The organism is Mesorhizobium sp. M1C.F.Ca.ET.210.01.1.1, from assembly GCF_004791585.1.
GTDB lineage: Bacteria > Pseudomonadota > Alphaproteobacteria > Rhizobiales > Rhizobiaceae > Mesorhizobium.
Genome location: NZ_SRUU01000028.1, coordinates 1 through 16,800, shown reverse-complemented (window position 1 = coordinate 16,800; position 16,800 = coordinate 1). Strand labels below are relative to the sequence as shown.

The following is a 16,800-nucleotide window of genomic DNA, read 5'->3' as shown; positions in this document are numbered from 1 at the left end:
TCAGGCCCCCTTCCCCTTGACTGCTCCGATGCCGACAGACGTCGGGCTGAGCGAGGCGAACAGCGCCTGGATATAGGGCCTGAACATGTGCTCCAGCGCGCCGGCGAACAGGATTACCAGGCCCTGGATGATGACGATCATGTCACGGCTGATCGCCGGCATTTCGAAGGCGAGCTCGGCACCTCCTTGATAAAGCATGCCGAACAGCATTGCCGCGAGCACGATGCCCACGGGGTGCGAGCGTCCCATCAGCGCCACCGCGATGCCGACGAAGCCTGCCCCGGAAACGAAATCGAGCGCGACATTGTGCTGGTCGCCCATCACCGGATTGAGCGCCATCATGCCGGCCAGCGCGCCGGAGATGACCATTGCGATCAGGATGATGCGGGTTTCCGAAATGCCGGCATAGCGCGCCGCCTTCGGGCTGTGGCCATAGGTGCGCATCTCGTAGCCGAGCTTGGTGCGCCAGATCAGCAGCCAGACCAGGAAGGCCATGATCAGCGCGAGCAGGAAGCAGATGTTGAGCGGCGCCGAGCGGATCTTGGCGCCGAAGAGCTCTATTATCCAGTTGAGCTTCGGCAGCTCCGCACCGGGCAGGAAGTTGCGCGTCTGCGGCGCCATCGAGCCGGCCGGCTTCAAGATGTCGACCAGCGCGTAGACCATGACGCTGGCGGCGATAAAGTTGAACATGATGGTTGTGATGACGATGTGCGAGCCGCGCTTGGCCTGCAGATAAGCCGGGATCAGTGCCCACAGCGCGCCCATGCCGGCCGCGGCGATGATTGCCAGCGGGAAGGTCAGCCACCATGGCAAAATGCTGTCGAAGGCGAGGCAGACGACGCCGATGCCGAGCCCGGCTATATAGCCCTGCCCCTCGCCGCCAATATTGAACAACCCGCAATGGACGGCGACCGCCACCGAAAGCCCGCTGAAAATGAAGGTCGTGGCGTAGTAGAGGGTAAACGCGATACCCGTGCCCCGGCCGAAGGCGCCCTGCACCAGGATCACGGCGGCGCGGAACGGATTCTCGCCGACCAGCATGACGACGAAGCCGGCGACGATGAAGGCGACCGACAGGTTGATCAGCGGGATCAGCCCATAGTCGGCCCAGGCCGGCAGCTTTGCGTAAGGCGTGCTCATTCGGCGGCCTCCTGGTGCTCGACACCGGCCATCAAGAGACCAAGCTCGCCTTCCGTCGCCTCCGGCCCGTGCTCGCCGACGATGCGGCCGGCGAACATCACCAGGATGCGGTCCGACAGCGAGCGGATCTCGTCGAGCTCCACCGACACCACCAGCACCGCCTTGCCCTGGTCGCGCATGGCGATCAGCCGCTTGTGGATGAATTCGATGGCGCCGACATCGACGCCGCGCGTCGGCTGGCCGACGATCAGCACGCCTGGATCCTGCTCCATCTCCCGCGCCAGCACGATCTTCTGCTGGTTGCCGCCCGAGAAATTGGCTGTCCTCAGCCGCGGATTGCCGGGACGGATGTCGTATTTTTCGATCTTGTCCTTCGCGTCGGCCATGATGGCATCGACGTTGAGGAAAGGTCCCTTCAAATAGCGCTCGTCGTCGTGATAGCCGAGGATCGAGTTCTCGTTCTCCTCGAAGGCGAGCACCAGCCCGACATGATGCCGGTCCTCCGGCACGTGGGCGAGACCGCGGTCGCGCAATTCGCCCGGGTCGGCCTTGCCGGTGAGGTCGACCGGCCTGCCCTCGAGCATGACCTCGCCGGAGACGGCGTGCCTTATGCCGGAGATCGCCTCGAGCAGTTCCGACTGGCCGTTGCCGGCCACGCCGGCGATGCCGACGATCTCGCCGCCGCGCACGTCGAACGAGACGTCGTCGACCATGGTGACGCCGCGGGAATCCTTGACCGTCAGGTTCTTGACCGAGAGTTTTATCGCGCCGGCTTCCGACTGGCCCTTCTCGACCCGCAAGAGCACGCGCCGCCCGACCATCAGTTCGGCCAATTCGCCGACCGTGGTTTCCTTCGTCGCCCTGGTGGCCACCATGGTCCCCTGGCGCATGACCGAGACGGTGTCGGTGATGGCCATGATCTCGCGCAGCTTGTGCGTGATCAGCACCACCGTTTTTCCCTGCTCCTTCAATTGCTTGAGGATGCGGAACAGGTGATCGGCCTCGGCCGGCGTCAAAACCCCGGTCGGCTCGTCGAGGATCAGGATCTCGGCGCCGCGATAGAGCGCCTTGAGGATCTCGACGCGCTGCTGCAGGCCGACCGGCAGTTCCTCGATGATGGCGTCGGGATCGACCTCGAGGCCGTATTCGCGCTCCAGCCGCTCGAGCTCGGAGCGCGCCTTGGCGATGCTGCTCTTCAGGAGCGCATCGTTCTCGGCGCCGAGGATGACGTTTTCGAGCACCGTGAAATTGTCGACCAGCATGAAGTGCTGGTGCACCATGCCGATGCCGAGCGCGATCGCGTCGTTGGAGGTGTTGATCGACACCGGCTTGCCGCCGACGTGGATCTCGCCGCTGTCGGCCTGGTAGAAGCCGTAGAGGATCGACATCAGCGTCGACTTGCCGGCGCCGTTCTCGCCGACAATGCCGTGGATGGTGCCGCGCGCGACTTCCAGGTTGATGTCGCGGTTGGCGCGCACGGCGCCAAAACTCTTGTTGATGCCTATGAGCTCGATTGCGGCTTGCGCCATGCAGCCTGTTCCCACTCGTTTTTTTATCGCTTGGTCAAAATGCCTAGCATGATGCCCCGCCCGTGCCAATTGGCCGGAACGCCATTCACTCTCGACAAATCCCCGCGCGCTTGTCAATTTCGAAGGTGGCCGGGAGTTACACATTCACAGAGCCCGGGTTTTGAATGAGCAAGCCTGACGACCGGCTGACGACGCTGGAAATCCGCGCCGCCGAGCAGGACAAGACGATCGAGGAACTGTCCGGCCAGATCGCCGAGCAGTGGAAGGTGATCGAGCGCATGGAACGCAAGCTCGCCGCCCTCACCGACCGGTTCCTGGCTTTGGAGGAGCAGGCTGCGCCCGACGTGCCGGTGACCAAGCCGCCACACTGGTAAGCGGGCATTTGGGAGAGAAACGGTCATGGCCAGTGAAGGAGACCGCATCGCAAGGGCCGGCGACTACGTCTTCGGCCTGATGGACGACAGGGAGCGTGCCCGCGCCGAGCGCGACCTTCAGATCGATCCCGCCTTTCGCGACGCGGTGCTGCGGCTTGCCGAACGCATGCGTGCGCTGGTCTCTGCGGGGCCATCGAATGCGACGTCGGACGAACGCTGGAAGCTTGTCCAGAGGCGACTTGGCGAGATGCCGCAAATGCGGCTTGCCGGCCTGCGCAATGGCGAGGCAAAGCCGCAGCCGGTCATGGTCCACAGGCTCGAGCGCAAGCCCTATGGCGTCGGCCTACATTCGCTCGGCCGCCGGCTCGGATTTGTCATCGCGATGGCGCTGCTGGCGGCGTTCGCGCTGGGCTATCTCGCGGGCACGCTATAGCTCGCGCGACATCAGGAGCATCGGCTCGCCATCCTGCTCGAAGGGCTCGACCGATGTCCAGCCGAGCGCCTCGTAAAAGCGTCGCGCCTGCCAAGTGTAGAGATGGAGCATGCCGACGCCGGCCGATACCGCATGGGCTTCGACGGCTCGCACCAGCGCGGTGCCAATGCCCCGCCTTCGACAAGCCTCGTCAACGACAAGCCCGGCAAGCCAGGGCGTCAGATCATGTGCCGGATCGATCTCGTTGCGGACGAACAGGCAGCTGCCGATCGGCGAACCGCCGAGGCGAACGACGAAGGCCACCTCGAACCCGTCGCCCGCGATCAGCCCACGAAGCCCGGCCATGTCCTCTTCGAGCGTGCGGCCGGTGCCCTCGAAGAAGGCGGCCAGACGCAGCCTCGCGACGGCCTCGACGTCGCGGTCCGTCATGGCTTCGATTGTCGGTTGCATGATGCCTGCCCAAAAAGGAAACCGCCGAGCCTTCGCCCGGCGGTCGACATTTCTCGCTTCAGTTGCCGATCAATACGGGCACTTGTTGTCGGCAGTATAGTCGTGCACCTGGACCGTGCCTGCGATGATATCGGCCTTGGCCTTTTCGACCGCCGCCTTCATCTCGTCGGTCACCAGCGCCTTGTTATTGTCGTCCATGGCGTAGTCGACGCCGCCTTCCTTGAGGCCGAGATTCTCGACGCCGCCCTTGAACGTGCCGTTCTTGCCGTCCATGAAGGCGTTGTAGACGGCAACGTCGACGCGCTTCAGCATCGAGGTCAGCACCTTGCCGGGCTGCAGGCCGTTCTGGTTGGAATCGACGCCGATGCCGAGTTTGCCGGCATCCGCAGCCGCCTGCAGCACGCCGACGCCGGTGCCGCCGGCGGCGGCGTAGACGACGTCCGCGCCCTGGTCGATCTGCGTCTTGGCGATCTCGCCGCCCTTGGCCGGGTCGTTCCAGGCGGCCGGCGTGTCGCCGGTCATGTTCTGGATGACTTCGGTCGCGCCGGCCGACTTGGCGCCGCCGACATAGCCACATTCAAACTTGCGGATCAGCGGGATGTCCATGCCGCCGACGAAGCCGACCTTCTTCGACTTCGACGCCATCGCCGCCATGATGCCGACGAGATAGGAGCCTTCGTTCTCCTTGAAGACCAGCGAGCGGACATTGGGCAGGTCGACGGCATCGTCGATGATGGCGAAGTTGAGGTCGGTATATTCGGCCGCGACCTTCTTCAGCGCATCTTCCCAGGCAAAGCCGGCCATCACGATCGGGTTGCGGCCGTCCTCGGCGAAGCGGCGCAGTGCCTGCTCGCGCTGCGAGGCGTTGGAAACTTCGAATTCGACGTAAGCCACGCCGGTTTCTTGCTTGAACTTCTCGGCGCCGTGGTAGGCGGCCTCGTTGAAGGATTTGTCGAACTTGCCGCCGAGATCGTAGAGGATGGCCGGCTGGACATCCGCGGCGAAAGCCGGAAGAACCATTGCAGTTGCGGCCAGGAGGCCGAGAACGATACGTTTCATGTGATCCACACCCTGTCGGTTATTTTCCGTTTGCACCGCCTGCCTGCCCGGTTCTCCGGCAGGCCTGCGACGTCAGGCAGGAAGTGTATATGCCCCTCCCGCTCGCGGCCAATCTGGCACGGCCCGAAACAAAATTCACGTGGAATTTTGACCTGTTGGAAAAAGTGGCCGGACCGACCGTTTCGAGCAGAGCGAACGTCCGCGTCAGTTGGTCGGGGCGAATTCGTGACGTCGCCGCCGATAGCCGACGGCGTAGAGCAGGAACGCCAGCACCGTGAACACCGCGAAGCCTGGTTGGCTGAGCACCCAGGCGATGGCGACGTCCCAGACCAGCGGACCGGCTTTGGCGCGCACATAGGTTTCGAAGGCCGCGCGGGTGTCGGGCGATACCGCCAGCCAGCTGGCGTTGAGCGGTGTCATGACGAGCGCCGACGCCGCCACCGAGCGCGTCGTGTCGATCACCGCCATGATGACGGAAATCGACAATGCAACCATGGCCGCCAGCCGAAAGATGAAACGCAACATCCCAACGCACTCCCCGGGAAACTCCCGTGCCCGCAACCGACATAGAGCGTGCGCAACCGCCAGGCAATCGCGACACGTGATTTTGAGCCGATCTTGTTTGACGCAATTGCGGACGGAAAACCGCTACGCACTTTTCCTGTAATTGCTTCAGGCCGGTCTCACTGGCTTCCGCCTGTTGACCCGCCAGATTGCGAAGATGCCGCCGGCGATCGCCCCGACGATCAGGCCTGCGAGGCCTATGAAGGCGGCAAAGAACCCGCAGGCGCCCTCGAAGCAGCTCATATGGGTGGCGTCGGCGATGAGCGATCCGGCGAGAAATCCGGCGCCGGCACCGATGGCGCCGCCAAGGATGATGCCGAGCAGGGCGGCGACCAGCGAGACCAGCAGCGGTGGGCGCCCGGTCTCTGGATTGGCGTAGACCGTCTCGGCGCCGGCGCCGTGCCGCAGCAGGTAGATGCAGAGCAGGCTGATCGCGATCTCGGCGAGCGTGAAACCCAGTGCTTCGGCCGAGAAGACGAAGTCGGGCACCAGAAGCGTATAGGCCTGGCGCACGATGAGCCACAGGATGATCGCCGCTTGCCAGATCGTATAGTGCCGCGGGAAACGCGCCGACCGGTTGAAGGCAAGACCGAGCAGGTAAAGCCCCCACAAAATGGTGACGACGCCGCCGGCAAGCCCGCCATAGATCAGGAAGAACACGCTTTGCGGCAGGTTGAAGTCGCCGATCAGCCGCCAGTTCGAGATGAGGCCGTAGGCCGACAGGCCCATGACGATGATCAGCCACGCCACCGGGATGAAAGAGAGCCCGCTGTCCGGCCGGCCCGCAGGTCGCTGGTTGATCGACGCCATGTCAGGACGCTGCCCCTCGCAAAGCCCAAAGCAATTCCAGGTGCAGTCGACAGGCAGGCAAGGCCGAAGTCAAGCGTGGACGGTCTTGCAAGACCGCGACGGCATCAAGGCGGCAGCTGCCTTTGCTCCTCGATCACCTTCAACCGGACGACCGACACCGAGCAAAGGGCTCGCGCCACGACCTTGGTCGAGACACTGCCGAGGTGCCGCCGAATTGCCGAGGACGATCGGGCTCCGACAACGATGTGCCCGACGTCATTGTGCTCGGCGTAGTTGAGGATCGCGTCGGCCGGACTGACGGCTTCCAGCACGTGATAGCTTATGCGGTCTTCCGGCAGATGCAGCGAACGCGCCCAGTCCTTCAGCGCGACCAGCCGCTGCAGATAGACCAGGCGCCCTGATTCGTCGACGCTCGGCGTGTTGCCGACGATCTCGGTCTTCAACACCGTCACGCAGGCCAGCCAGGAATCCTCGCGCGCCGCAAGGACCCGCGCGGTTTCGTTGAGGACCTCGCCTGCCAGCGCATCGCTGCCGTTGGCGAGGTCGACCGCGGCCAGAACGATCGGCGGCCCGGCGCGTGCCGCGGAGCCGGCCGGCTTGCCCACTAGCGATTTCTCATCCGTCCTGCGGAAAAGGTTCCTGATCCCGTCCCAGGCCCGTTTGTTCGCCGGCACGCGCTTCAGGGCAACCACGACCTGGTCGGGGTTTCTGAGATCCGAGAGAACATGCGCCGCCTCGCCATACCGCCTGGACCTGTCGACTTCCATGCATCGGAGGATGATGGCTTCCAGCCACCGCGGAATGGCCTTGTCGAAGTCCCGTGGCGGCTTGGGCGCATGATAGAGCCTGCGCTTCATTCCTGCGAAGGTGGCGGGACGCCCGAATGGCTCCTCGCCGGTGGCGAGCTGATAGAGGATGCAGCCCAGCGCGAACAGGTCGCTCGCAGGATCGGACCTTTCGCCCAGCACCTGTTCCGGCGAAATATAGGCTGCGGTGCCCATCGGCACGGAGCTCTCCTCGCCGAGAAGGTCCGGAAGCTCGGCGTGGCGGGCGAGACCGAAATCCAGAAGCACGGCGCCGCGTTCCGCCAGAATGATGTTCTCGGGCTTGAGATCGAGGTGAACGACCTTCTGGCGATGCAAGGCGGCGAGCGCCTTCGCGATTTCGCCGCCGATCCTTGCCACCTCGTCCGGCGGCAGCGGCGCGCGGCCCGTCATTTCCGCCAGGCCGATACCGGTGACGAATTCCATTGCTATGTACGGGACCGTCGCCAGGTTTCCGGATGCGGCGTAGCGCGGCACGTGCGCACCCGACAGGCGTTTGAGGATCAGCTCCTCGGCCTCGAAGCCAAGTATGACTGAGACGTCCCCACCCGGGTCGAGAAAGGGGATCTTCAACAGAAGCGGGAAATCGAACTTCGGATTTTTCGCGCGCCAGAGTGACGCCATGCCGCCGGACGGGAGCCTTTCGACGAGTTCGAAACCGTCGATGCTTGCCCCTGTTTCGTACCTCTCCATCGATCCTCTCCGGGAAGCTAGCGGCCGATCTTCAAGCGCATGCCAAGCCAGGTGGGCAGGCCGGACGCCTGAACCTTGCGGGCGGTTTCTTCGTAATCATAGGGAACGCGAACCATCGTCACCTCATGCCGGCTGGTATCGAGAAGCGCGAAGCAGGCTGCCGGGTTGCGATCGCGCGGTTGGCCGACGGCTCCAACGACGATCAGATGCCGTCGCAGCGCCGACAAAGGCGCAGCCACGTTGTCCAGCGGCGAAAAATGGATCGGCCGGCTGCCCGGCAAGGCGTAATAGATGGCCGGAATGTGGGTATGGCCGCAGAAGATGAAGCGGGCATCGCTTGCTGACAGGCAGCGTTCCGCCGCGTCCATGTCGCGTATATACAACCATTTCTCCGGCCGTTCCGCGCTGGCGTGAACATAGAGCCGGTCTTCGGACCGGAGCGAGAGCGGCAGCCGTGCCAGGAAATCGAAATGCTTCGCCGCGAGGCGTTCGCGGGTCCATTCGATGGCGGTCCGCGCGTTTTCGGTCATGCCGTTCGGGCTGACCGCCACCGCTTCGTCGTGGTTGCCCTTGATGCAGAATGCGCCGCCCTCGACCAGATCGGCAGCCTTCTCGACGACATAGACAGGGTCGGGCCCATAGCCGACCAGATCGCCAAGCAGCACCAACTGGTCCGGGGCCTGTTTGCCGACAGCCTCCAGGACTGCGTCGAACGCCTCGCGGTTGGCATGAATGTCAGACAGGATCGCGACGCGCATTCAACCTTGTCCCGGGAACAGCACGGCATAGCAAGGGAACAGCTGCAAAGGAATTGATCCGGCTCAAGGGCTGTGCGCCAACCCACAGCAGGGTCGGGCGGGATGGCGGCTGCCAGGGCGGTCTCGGCGACAGACCGCAAATGCATTTGCAGCGCCATTATGGCTTGGCATTCGCCTTCGGATCGACTAGATGAGCCCCGCGCCTGTTTTGCCTGGACGGCTAGAGGTGCTGGGAATGGGTTGCCCGCCGGTTGAAGGCATCCCGAATGGTCCGACAAGGACTTCCCGAGGGAGCTGCATCTCCCCAACCCGCGCGGCGAAACCGGCCGGCGCGAGAATGCAAGGACGGAGAGGTGGCCGAGTGGTTGAAGGCGCACGCCTGGAAAGTGTGTTTACGGGAAACCGTAACGCGGGTTCGAATCCCGCTCTCTCCGCCAGAATTTTTTCTAATAAGTAAATTATTTCAAATAGTTAGTTAAATCATAGAAGCGCTTCAAGGTCGAAGCGTCGTAGTCTGTGTAACAAACGGCCAGGAATCCGCACAGTCCGCCATGGCGTCGCTCAATATCGAGGAGATCAGCGTCCTATTTGGGGCCGGAAGCGGACCGGCTGGTCTTCAGAGAAACCTGGGGTTTGACGCCAAGGTCGCCAAGGTTCTGAGTGGGCTTCTTACCACCGACATGAGTCAACCTATCATGCGTCGACTAAGTGATGTCGGCTCTCGGGAGACGGGGAAGGTAGCTTATATGGCCGCCGTGGGGCGCTCAGCGGTCGTTCGATATGATGCTTCGCGTCCTCAAGAGGCGGGCACTTTGACCCGGCCGCCCCCCAGTCAATATGTCGCGAACATCCTCTTCAACTCGCCATGGTCCTGGGTCCTTGCAAGGCCGAGACCGAGCAAGATTCGCGCCTTCTGCGGCGACAGGTTATCGGCAGCGAATATGCCGATGGCGCGGTGGCGGGCGCTGTCGAGTGCCGCCCCGCTTCCCACCTTGGACGATTGCAGGGCCACGATGCCTGTCGCGATCGCCTCTTCAAGCGCAGCGACTTCGGCCGGCGTGCCCATGCCAGGCGCAAAGCCGGCAAGCACGATACCCTTGGCGCCGGCCGCCGCGAAAGCGCGTATGGCTGTTCCGTCAGAGCCTGCATAACTGTAAGCAACATCGACGCGCGGCATGGCCGCGATGTCGGCAATCGAAAACTCACTCTCCAGGGTGTGCCGCCGCTCGGTCCGGCGATAGTACCGGACCGTCTCGCCGTCGACCTGACCGAGCACGCCGAAATCCGGCGACTGGAAGGCATGCAGCCGGAACGTGGAGCGTTTGCTCACGTCACGCGCCGCATGGACTTCGTCATTCAGGACGACCAGGACGCCGCGACCGATTGAATCGGGCGACACCGCAACCCTGATCGCGGCGACCAGATTCGCCTGAGCATCCGAGGAAATGCCGTTCAACGGCCGCTGCGACCCCACGAAAACCACGGGAATCGTGAGTTTCAGCGTCAGCGAGAGGCAGTAGGCGGTCTCCTCCAGCGTGGCGGTGCCGTGACCAATGACAATGCCCGCGAGCTCCGGGTTGTCCGCGGCAAGCCTGGTGCAAAGCAGCGCCAGATCCCGCCAGTCGCCGGCGGTGACCGCGGTGCTTTCGATATTGTTGAAACGGACAGGCGTTACGCGCGCCAGATAGTCCAGTGGCGGCAGCTTCGCGATGATCTCTTCAGCGTGAAGCCTGTTGTCGGTATTTCCATAGTCCAGGACATCGAACGCGTCCTTGCCGATCGAGGCGATCGTGCCGCCGGTTCCGATGAACGCCACTTCAGGCACTGCTTTGGTCATATGCTGCGGTCATTCCGTCGCGGCGCCGCCGAGCACACCTTGTTGCGCCAGAAGGCGATATTTCTGGATCACCGTTTGATAGCGCAAAGGATCGGCGAAAAGCGAGACCTCGAAGAGCTCTTCGGCCTCCTGCCGCGACAGAAGCGACATTTCGACGGCCGCATCCTTGACCAGCATGCCCCGCTCGGCGGCGAAACGCGCCACCGATCCGGCTTTCGGATAGTCGAAGACCGCCGCAATCGCCGTGGACAATGCCAGCGACCCCTCCGCCGCCCTGCGGCACGCGGTCTCGTTGGCGGTGAGCCCGACGATGCACTTCGAAACGAGCAAAGGGATCGTGCGGTCGAGTAGGACGATCGATTCGGTCACGGCGTTGAGGATGATCGATTCCCAGACATTGAGGTCGAGCTCGCCCTCGCAGGCCCGGGCGACGGTAGCGTCGTTGCCGAGGACGCGGAAATAGACTTGGATAGCCATCTCGGGAATGACCGGATTGATCTTGCCGGGCATGATCGACGAGCCCGGCTGCACGGCTGGCAGCGTGATCTCGGAAAGGCCGGCGCGCGGGCCCGACGACATGAGCCTGAGATCGGCGCACATCTTGGCCACCGACAGCGCCAGGGCTTTCAGCACGCCGGAGATCGATATCCATTGGTCGGCATTCTGCAATCCGTCGAAGAAGTTCTCGTCCGGTTCCAGCTCGAGCCCGGTGATGCGGCGGAGCTCGGCGTAGATCTCGGCCTTGTAGCCGGCCAGCGCACCGAATTCGGTGCCGATCGCAGTGGCGCCGAGAGGCAGGTGCAGGCATTTGTCCTTCGCGGCGGCGAGCTCGCGCAGGATGCGCTGGAAGCCATGCCTGTAGCCCGACAATTGCTGGCCAAGCGTGATCGGCAGCGCGTCCTGGAAACAGGTGCGCGAGAGCTTTATCACGCCGGCGAATTCGGCCTCCCTGGCGGCCAAGGCCTCGACCAGCGTCGACCCCGAGCCCTGAAGCCGCGCCAGCAAGCCATGCACGGCAAGCTTCATCGCCGACGGGATGACGTCGTTGGTCGACTGCCCCATGTTCACATGCGTATTGGGATGGACGCAGTCGTAGCCCTTATGGCCGGTCAGCGCTTCGTTGGCGCGGTTCGCCAGAACCTCGTTGACGTTCATGTTGGCGGCGGTACCGCCGCCGCCATGATAGATGTCGACGCAGAACTGCGACGGCTCGAAGTCTTCCAGACAAAACTTGCCGGCCGCGACAATCGCCTCGGCGATTTCCTTGGGCAGGCCTCCGGCCGCCAAATTGGCCAGCGCCGCGGCCTGCTTGATGCGGATGACGCTTGCAACGAAGCCCGGGACATCGGCGATCGTCTTGCCCGAGATGGAGAAATTCTCGTGCGCGCGAACCGTCTGGATGCCGTAGTAATGGGCGTCGTCGATGCGACGGCTGCCAAGCGCGTCCGTCTCGGTGCGCTCGCCATCGCTGGCTGGCGAGCCTGGCATGATCTCGTTCATGTTGGATTCCCTGGTTTGGGTGGAGCGATCAGAGGACCTTGTCGAGGAACTCCTTGGTCCGCGGATCCTGAGGGTTGGCGAAGAATGCCTTCGGCTCGCCCTGTTCGACGATCACGCCCTTGTCGGTGAAGAAGACGCGGTTGGCCGCCTCGCGCGCGAAGCGCATCTCGTGGGTCACCAGGATGCAGGTCATGCCATCTTCGGCGACCTTCCTCACCGCGCTCAGCACTTCCTTGACCATTTCCGGATCGAGCGCCGCCGTCACCTCGTCGAAGAGGATCACTTCCGGCTGCATGCAGAGCGCACGGGCGATCGCCACGCGCTGCTGTTGCCCGCCCGACAATTCGCCCGGATAGGCAAGCGCCTTTTCGGTAAGGCGCATCCCGGCAAGCAGGTTGCGCGCCCTCTCCTCGACGTCCTTGCGCGGTTCCTTCAAAACCTGGATCGGCGCCATGGCGACGTTTTCCAGCACGGTCTTATGCGGGAACAGATTGTACTGCTGAAACACCATGCCGACGCGATGGCGCAGCGCCACCTTGTCGACCTTCGGATCGGTGACCGTGATGTCGCCCAATTGGATCACGCCGTGATCGACCGGGGTCAGGCCGTTGATGGTTCTGAGGATCGTCGACTTGCCGGAACCCGACGGGCCGATGATGGCCGCGACCTCGCCCTTGGCGACGCCGAGCTCGACGCCGCGCAGCACCTCAAAGCTTCCGAACGCCTTGTGCACGCCTTTGAGCGAGACCAGGTCTCGACCTTCAATCTCGGTTCGCATGAGAACTCCTCAGACGGTTCGGAAGCGGCGCTCGAGCGCATTGCTGATGCGGGAAATCGGGTAGGTGTAGAGAAAGAACATCACGAGCAGCGTGGCATACATCGGGATCAGGAAGCTGGCTTGCGCCTCGGACTGCACCGCCGCCTGGGTGCGGGCCAGCGCTTCCTCGACGCCGACGATCGAGGCGAGCGGCGTCGCAGTGATGAGCAGCGCGTAAAGGTTCATCCAGGGCGGCAGCATGCGCGTGATGCACTGAGGCAGGATGATGCGGAACAGCGTGACAGACCTGGAATAGCCAAGCGCCTCGGCGGCCTCCCACTGCCCCTTCGGGATGGACCCTATCGCGCCGCGCACGATCTCCGAAAAATTCGCCGCCACCGGCAAGCTGAAACCCAGTGTCGCGCGCAACCAGCTCGGGACGTTGTAGGTCGCGCCGGAGATCACGATCGAATAGGGCATCAGGAAGATGCAGTAGAACAAGAGCACCAGCCAGGGTGCGTTGCGGAACAGCTGGGTGGCAAGGCGGGAGACGCCACCGACCAGGCGGATATGCGAGGTCTGGCCAAGGCCCAGGAACACGCCTGCGCCGGTGCCGAGCACGATCGCCAGCACGCTCATCAGCACGTTGAGGCCGAAACCCCAGAGCACGAAGGGCAGCCATCGAAGAACATCGGCGAAGATCGAGGTTTCCGACATGGTGCGCTCCGCTCAGTTCACACCGAAACCGGGCAGGCGCATCGCCCGCTGCGCACGGCCGATGATCCAAACCACGATCCCCGTCAAAAGCAGGTAGATGGCCAGCATGACGTTCATCATCTCGAAGGTGTTGAGGGAGTCCGACCAGATCTGATTCGACACGTAGAGCAATTCCGCCACGCCGATCGCATAGGCGACGGTGGTCGCCTTGGTGAGATCGACCAGGTTGTTGGCCAAAGAGGCGAAGGAAAAGCGTAGTCCCAGCGGCGCCACGACATAGCGGAAAGCCTTGAAGCGCGAATAGCCGAGCGCCAGCGCCGCTTCCTCGTAGGAGCCGTGCACGGCACCGATGCCGGAGCGAAAGGTTTCGACGTTGAAGGCGCCTGCATAGAGCGAAAGCGCGATCACCGCCCAGGTGAAGTTGCCGATCATCGGCACCGGCAGGCCGATGGCATTCTGTCCGACCGGCATCAGGCTGCCGACGGCGAAGTAGAAGAAATACATCTGCACGAGCAGCGGCGTGTTGCGGATGAGCGCCACGTAAGCGCACACCAGCATCGCCGCCGGCCCCCTGGACAGACCGAGCACGGTCGCACCGGCGGCGCCGATCAGGATGCTGAAGAACGTGCAGAGGACGACCAGCGCGCAGGTAGTGGCGAGCCCCGACACGAAGCGCTCGAAATCGAAGGCGTCGTAGAGGATCGTCAGGTTGATGCCGGATGCCTTCAGCTCCAGCGCGAATTGACGAAAGAGTTCGAGCATTGCCCACTCCCGTGATGAGGTGGCCGATCCCCGGAGGAACCGGCGCGATCAGAGCATGATCGATGAGATTGACGTGACTCGCGGGCGCGTCATTCCCGGCCTGAAAACCCTTTCGCTCACTGCGTGGCAAGGTGATCCTTCAGCGCCTCGTGCATCTTGCGCAGATAGGCGGACTCGGCGATGCCGTTGGCCTTCTCCAGCTCAAGCAGCTTGCCAGAGCGGTGCCAATTGGCGATCGCGCCGGCGACCAGCACACCCCATGGCTTGTCGAGATCGGCCTTGCGGACGGCAATGCCCCATGGCGCATCATCCTGGGTCGGCAGCGGCATGTAATAGTCCGCCCATTTCGGATCCGCGAGTTGCACATTGATCAGATTGTCATCGGACAGCACGCCGATGCAGCGGCCCTGCTGCAAGGCGCTTTCGACCTCCGCGGTGCCGGCAAAGGCCAGTAGCTCGAGCTTGAACTTCTCCTGCGCGGGCTTGTTGTACCAGGCGCCCTGAATGGCGCAGATGGTCTGGCCGGTCATTTCGTCCCACTTGGTCGCCTTCACTTTCTTCGGCAGCAGGATGTTGTAGCCAGACGAATAGTAGTTCGGATGGACGAAGCCGACGACCTGGCGGCGTTCGGCCGTATCGGTGGCCGATGCGATCATGATGTCGATCTGCCCCTGGGCGAGGAATTCGAAGCGGTTGGCCGAGTTGACCTTGACGATCTCGACCTTGGCGCCGAGGAGTTGGCCGAGCGCATTGGCAAGGTCCACTTCCATGCCGGCGAAGCTGCCGTCCGCGGCCCGGTAGGACCACGGCTTGTAGTCGTCCTTGGTGCCGACCTTCAACACTTTCGTCGCCTCGATCTTGCACAAGGTGTCGTCGCCGCAGTCGAGTGTCTCGGCACGCGCGACGGCCGCGCCAAGCCCGAGGGCCAACCCGAATGCGAAGGTTTTCAAAGCTTTCATCGTCATCTCCGTGCGTGAGTGTTCAATATCCCTCGCCTCCGCGAAGCGATGGCTTCGCAGGCGCTTTTCTTCTTTTTGTCGGCTGTTTCCCGAAGGCCCCTTCCCGTTGCGGCCTTCACGGACATGAATGACGCCACAGACCGTTGGCCGCAACGGTTTTTCAGCATATGTACTTGTCTTAATGGAAAGTATGATCTCAATTACTGATGTAAGGGAATTCCCATGAAGGACGGCATCGACCTCAGGATGCTTGAAATCGCGGCGGTGGCGATTGAAAGCGGCAGTATGAGCGCTGCCGGATCGCGCCTCGGCCTGACCCAATCGGCGGTATCACAAGCCGTACGGCGTCTGGAGAAGGAGATCGGCGCCAAGCTTTTGCACCGCGAGCGCCGGCCGCTGACCCCGACCGAAGCGGGAAGGGTGCTGGCGGCCCAGGTCCAGGAGGTGGTCCAGCGGGTCGGCCGGGCAGTCGACGCGGTGCGGTCCGCGGCGGCGATGCCGGAGCGGCTGGACCTGCGGCTCGGCCTGGTCGATTCCTTTGCCGGCACCATCGGCGCCTACCTCGTCAAGGAATTGGTGGACGGGGCACTCGCGCTGCGGCTCACCGCATGGTCGGGCCTTGCCTATTCCCATACCGAGGCGCTGATGCGCCACGCAATCGACGCGGCAGTCACCTCGGACCCGATGGAAGGCCTGGACGATATCGAGCGCTATCCGTTGTTTCGCGAGCCCTATCTGCTGCTGGTGCCGAAGAATCTCGGCGCAGATTGCAGGGACCAGGATCTGCGCGAAATTCTATCCCGCCGCCATCTGATACGACTTAGCGCGCGCTCGCACAGCGGCTCGCAAATCGAGCGGCATTTGCGTCGGCTTGGCCTGGATCCTCCGCGCATGCTCGAATTCGACACGTCCGACGCGCTGGTCGCCATGGTGGCGACCGGCGTGGGCGTTGCCATCACGACCCCGCTCTGCCTGCTACAGGGCGCCGCCTTTGTCGACGGCGTCGAGGTGATGCCGCTTCCGGGACCGGGATTTTCGCGCCAATTGACCTTTCTCACCCGCCGCCAGGAGTTCGTCACGCTCGGGCCGCGCGTTGCTGAACTCGCCCGCAATATGGTCAGAGCAAGAGCTTTGCCACGGTTCCTTGAGCTTGCCCCGTGGCTCGAACCCAAGATGGAATGGATGATGCTAAATCCCGACACCAACCTCTGAACCAATCAGTTACGCTTAGTCTCTCTAGGCGCGCGAAATTTGCTGCGAAACATTCGGCCAGTGCGAAAGTCCGCTTCAAACGCACCAACGACCGCGGCTCTAGTTGTCGGCTATGTCTGCTTTCAGGCGATGACGGTGCTACGGCTCACATTGGGCGCAGTGCGGCCATTCGTGTCTTAGCTCATTCTGAGTCTTTTTGATCAGAGCGACCCTGTACCGACGTGACCAACGGTCAGGAATCCGCATAGTCCGCCATGGCGTCGCTCAACATCGAGGAGGTCAGCGTCCTGCCGCTGAACGAAACCCGCTGCGCGGGAGGGCGCGAACGGTTGAGGTAGAGGTCAAGAACCGGACGTCGCGCTCGCATTGAGGGTGGTTCGGCAGCGGCAGAGCATCACGGGCTTCTTCAACAAGGAGCCCGA

Annotated in this window: 17 protein-coding genes and 1 tRNA gene; 4 read left to right on the top strand and 14 right to left on the bottom strand. The window is 63.2% G+C overall.

Annotation, left to right across the window (positions count from 1 at the left end; all coding sequences use genetic code 11):
- Both EN853_RS25335 and EN853_RS25330 read right to left on the bottom strand, forming a co-directional pair.
- Nucleotides 1-1,140 (bottom strand): ABC transporter permease, encoded by a 1,140-nt coding sequence (locus EN853_RS25335; RefSeq protein ID WP_127859294.1) that lies wholly within the window; start codon nt 1,138-1,140, stop codon nt 1-3.
- Nucleotides 1,137-2,669: an ABC transporter ATP-binding protein gene (locus tag EN853_RS25330; protein ID WP_127859295.1), complete on the bottom strand. Its 1,533-nt coding sequence runs from the start codon at nt 2,667-2,669 to the stop codon at nt 1,137-1,139. The genes EN853_RS25335 and EN853_RS25330 overlap by 4 nt, the downstream gene beginning before the upstream one ends.
- A gap of 164 nt (nt 2,670-2,833) precedes the next feature.
- Between EN853_RS25330 and EN853_RS25325 the strand changes: the two genes are divergently transcribed.
- On the top strand, nt 2,834-3,043 hold the full coding sequence (locus tag EN853_RS25325) for a SlyX family protein (protein ID WP_127859296.1): 210 nt from the start codon (nt 2,834-2,836) through the stop codon (nt 3,041-3,043).
- A gap of 25 nt (nt 3,044-3,068) precedes the next feature.
- Nucleotides 3,069-3,476, top strand: a complete 408-nt coding sequence (locus EN853_RS25320; protein ID WP_127859297.1) for a hypothetical protein — start codon at nt 3,069-3,071, stop codon at nt 3,474-3,476.
- On the opposite strand, the gene EN853_RS25315 is transcribed toward EN853_RS25320, so the two are convergent.
- The 6 genes from EN853_RS25315 to EN853_RS25290 form a co-directional block, all read right to left on the bottom strand.
- Entirely contained in the window at nt 3,471-3,926 is a 456-nt protein-coding gene (locus tag EN853_RS25315) for a GNAT family N-acetyltransferase (protein ID WP_127859298.1), read from the bottom strand. The two genes, EN853_RS25320 and EN853_RS25315, sit on opposite strands and share 6 nt — an antisense overlap.
- A 69-nt stretch (nt 3,927-3,995) precedes the next feature.
- A complete protein-coding gene (locus EN853_RS25310) occupies nt 3,996-4,985 on the bottom strand; it encodes a BMP family ABC transporter substrate-binding protein (protein ID WP_127859299.1) in 990 nt (329 codons plus the stop codon).
- A gap of 204 nt (nt 4,986-5,189) precedes the next feature.
- Entirely contained in the window at nt 5,190-5,510 is a 321-nt protein-coding gene (locus EN853_RS25305) for a hypothetical protein (RefSeq protein ID WP_127859300.1), read from the bottom strand.
- Between the two features lie 147 nt (nt 5,511-5,657).
- A complete protein-coding gene (locus EN853_RS25300; protein WP_127859301.1) occupies nt 5,658-6,359 on the bottom strand; it encodes a hypothetical protein in 702 nt (233 codons plus the stop codon).
- A 104-nt stretch (nt 6,360-6,463) separates the two neighbouring features.
- A complete protein-coding gene (locus tag EN853_RS25295) occupies nt 6,464-7,876 on the bottom strand; it encodes a bifunctional serine/threonine-protein kinase/universal stress protein (RefSeq protein WP_127859302.1) in 1,413 nt (470 codons plus the stop codon).
- Between the two features lie 17 nt (nt 7,877-7,893).
- Entirely contained in the window at nt 7,894-8,634 is a 741-nt protein-coding gene (locus EN853_RS25290) for a metallophosphoesterase (RefSeq protein ID WP_127859303.1), read from the bottom strand.
- A 347-nt stretch (nt 8,635-8,981) separates the two neighbouring features.
- Here EN853_RS25290 and EN853_RS25285 point away from each other — a divergent pair.
- Nucleotides 8,982-9,071 (top strand) — tRNA-Ser (locus EN853_RS25285).
- A gap of 395 nt (nt 9,072-9,466) precedes the next feature.
- Here the strand turns inward: EN853_RS25285 and EN853_RS25280 are convergent.
- The 6 genes from EN853_RS25280 to EN853_RS25255 all read right to left on the bottom strand — a co-directional run bounded on the left by EN853_RS25280 (nt 9,467) and on the right by EN853_RS25255 (nt 15,166).
- Nucleotides 9,467-10,471 (bottom strand): asparaginase, encoded by a 1,005-nt coding sequence (locus tag EN853_RS25280; protein WP_127859304.1) that lies wholly within the window; start codon nt 10,469-10,471, stop codon nt 9,467-9,469.
- Nucleotides 10,472-10,480: 9 nt separating this feature from the next.
- Nucleotides 10,481-11,971: an aspartate ammonia-lyase gene (locus EN853_RS25275; protein ID WP_245517183.1), complete on the bottom strand. Its 1,491-nt coding sequence runs from the start codon at nt 11,969-11,971 to the stop codon at nt 10,481-10,483.
- Nucleotides 11,972-11,999: 28 nt separating this feature from the next.
- On the bottom strand, nt 12,000-12,749 hold the full coding sequence (locus EN853_RS25270; protein ID WP_127859305.1) for an amino acid ABC transporter ATP-binding protein: 750 nt from the start codon (nt 12,747-12,749) through the stop codon (nt 12,000-12,002).
- 9 nt (nt 12,750-12,758) lie between these two features.
- Complete coding sequence (locus EN853_RS25265) at nt 12,759-13,445, bottom strand: amino acid ABC transporter permease (protein ID WP_127859306.1); 687 nt, start codon at nt 13,443-13,445, stop codon at nt 12,759-12,761.
- Nucleotides 13,446-13,457: 12 nt separating this feature from the next.
- Complete coding sequence (locus EN853_RS25260) at nt 13,458-14,207, bottom strand: amino acid ABC transporter permease (RefSeq protein WP_127859307.1); 750 nt, start codon at nt 14,205-14,207, stop codon at nt 13,458-13,460.
- 116 nt (nt 14,208-14,323) lie between these two features.
- Entirely contained in the window at nt 14,324-15,166 is an 843-nt protein-coding gene (locus tag EN853_RS25255; protein WP_210234809.1) for a transporter substrate-binding domain-containing protein, read from the bottom strand.
- Nucleotides 15,167-15,388: 222 nt separating this feature from the next.
- Here EN853_RS25255 and EN853_RS25250 point away from each other — a divergent pair, with 222 nt between their 5' ends.
- Nucleotides 15,389-16,378 carry a LysR family transcriptional regulator gene (locus tag EN853_RS25250; RefSeq protein WP_127859309.1) on the top strand — a complete coding sequence of 330 codons (990 nt, stop codon included), beginning with the start codon at nt 15,389-15,391 and terminating at the stop codon, nt 16,376-16,378.
- Nucleotides 16,379-16,800 lie beyond the last annotated feature (422 nt).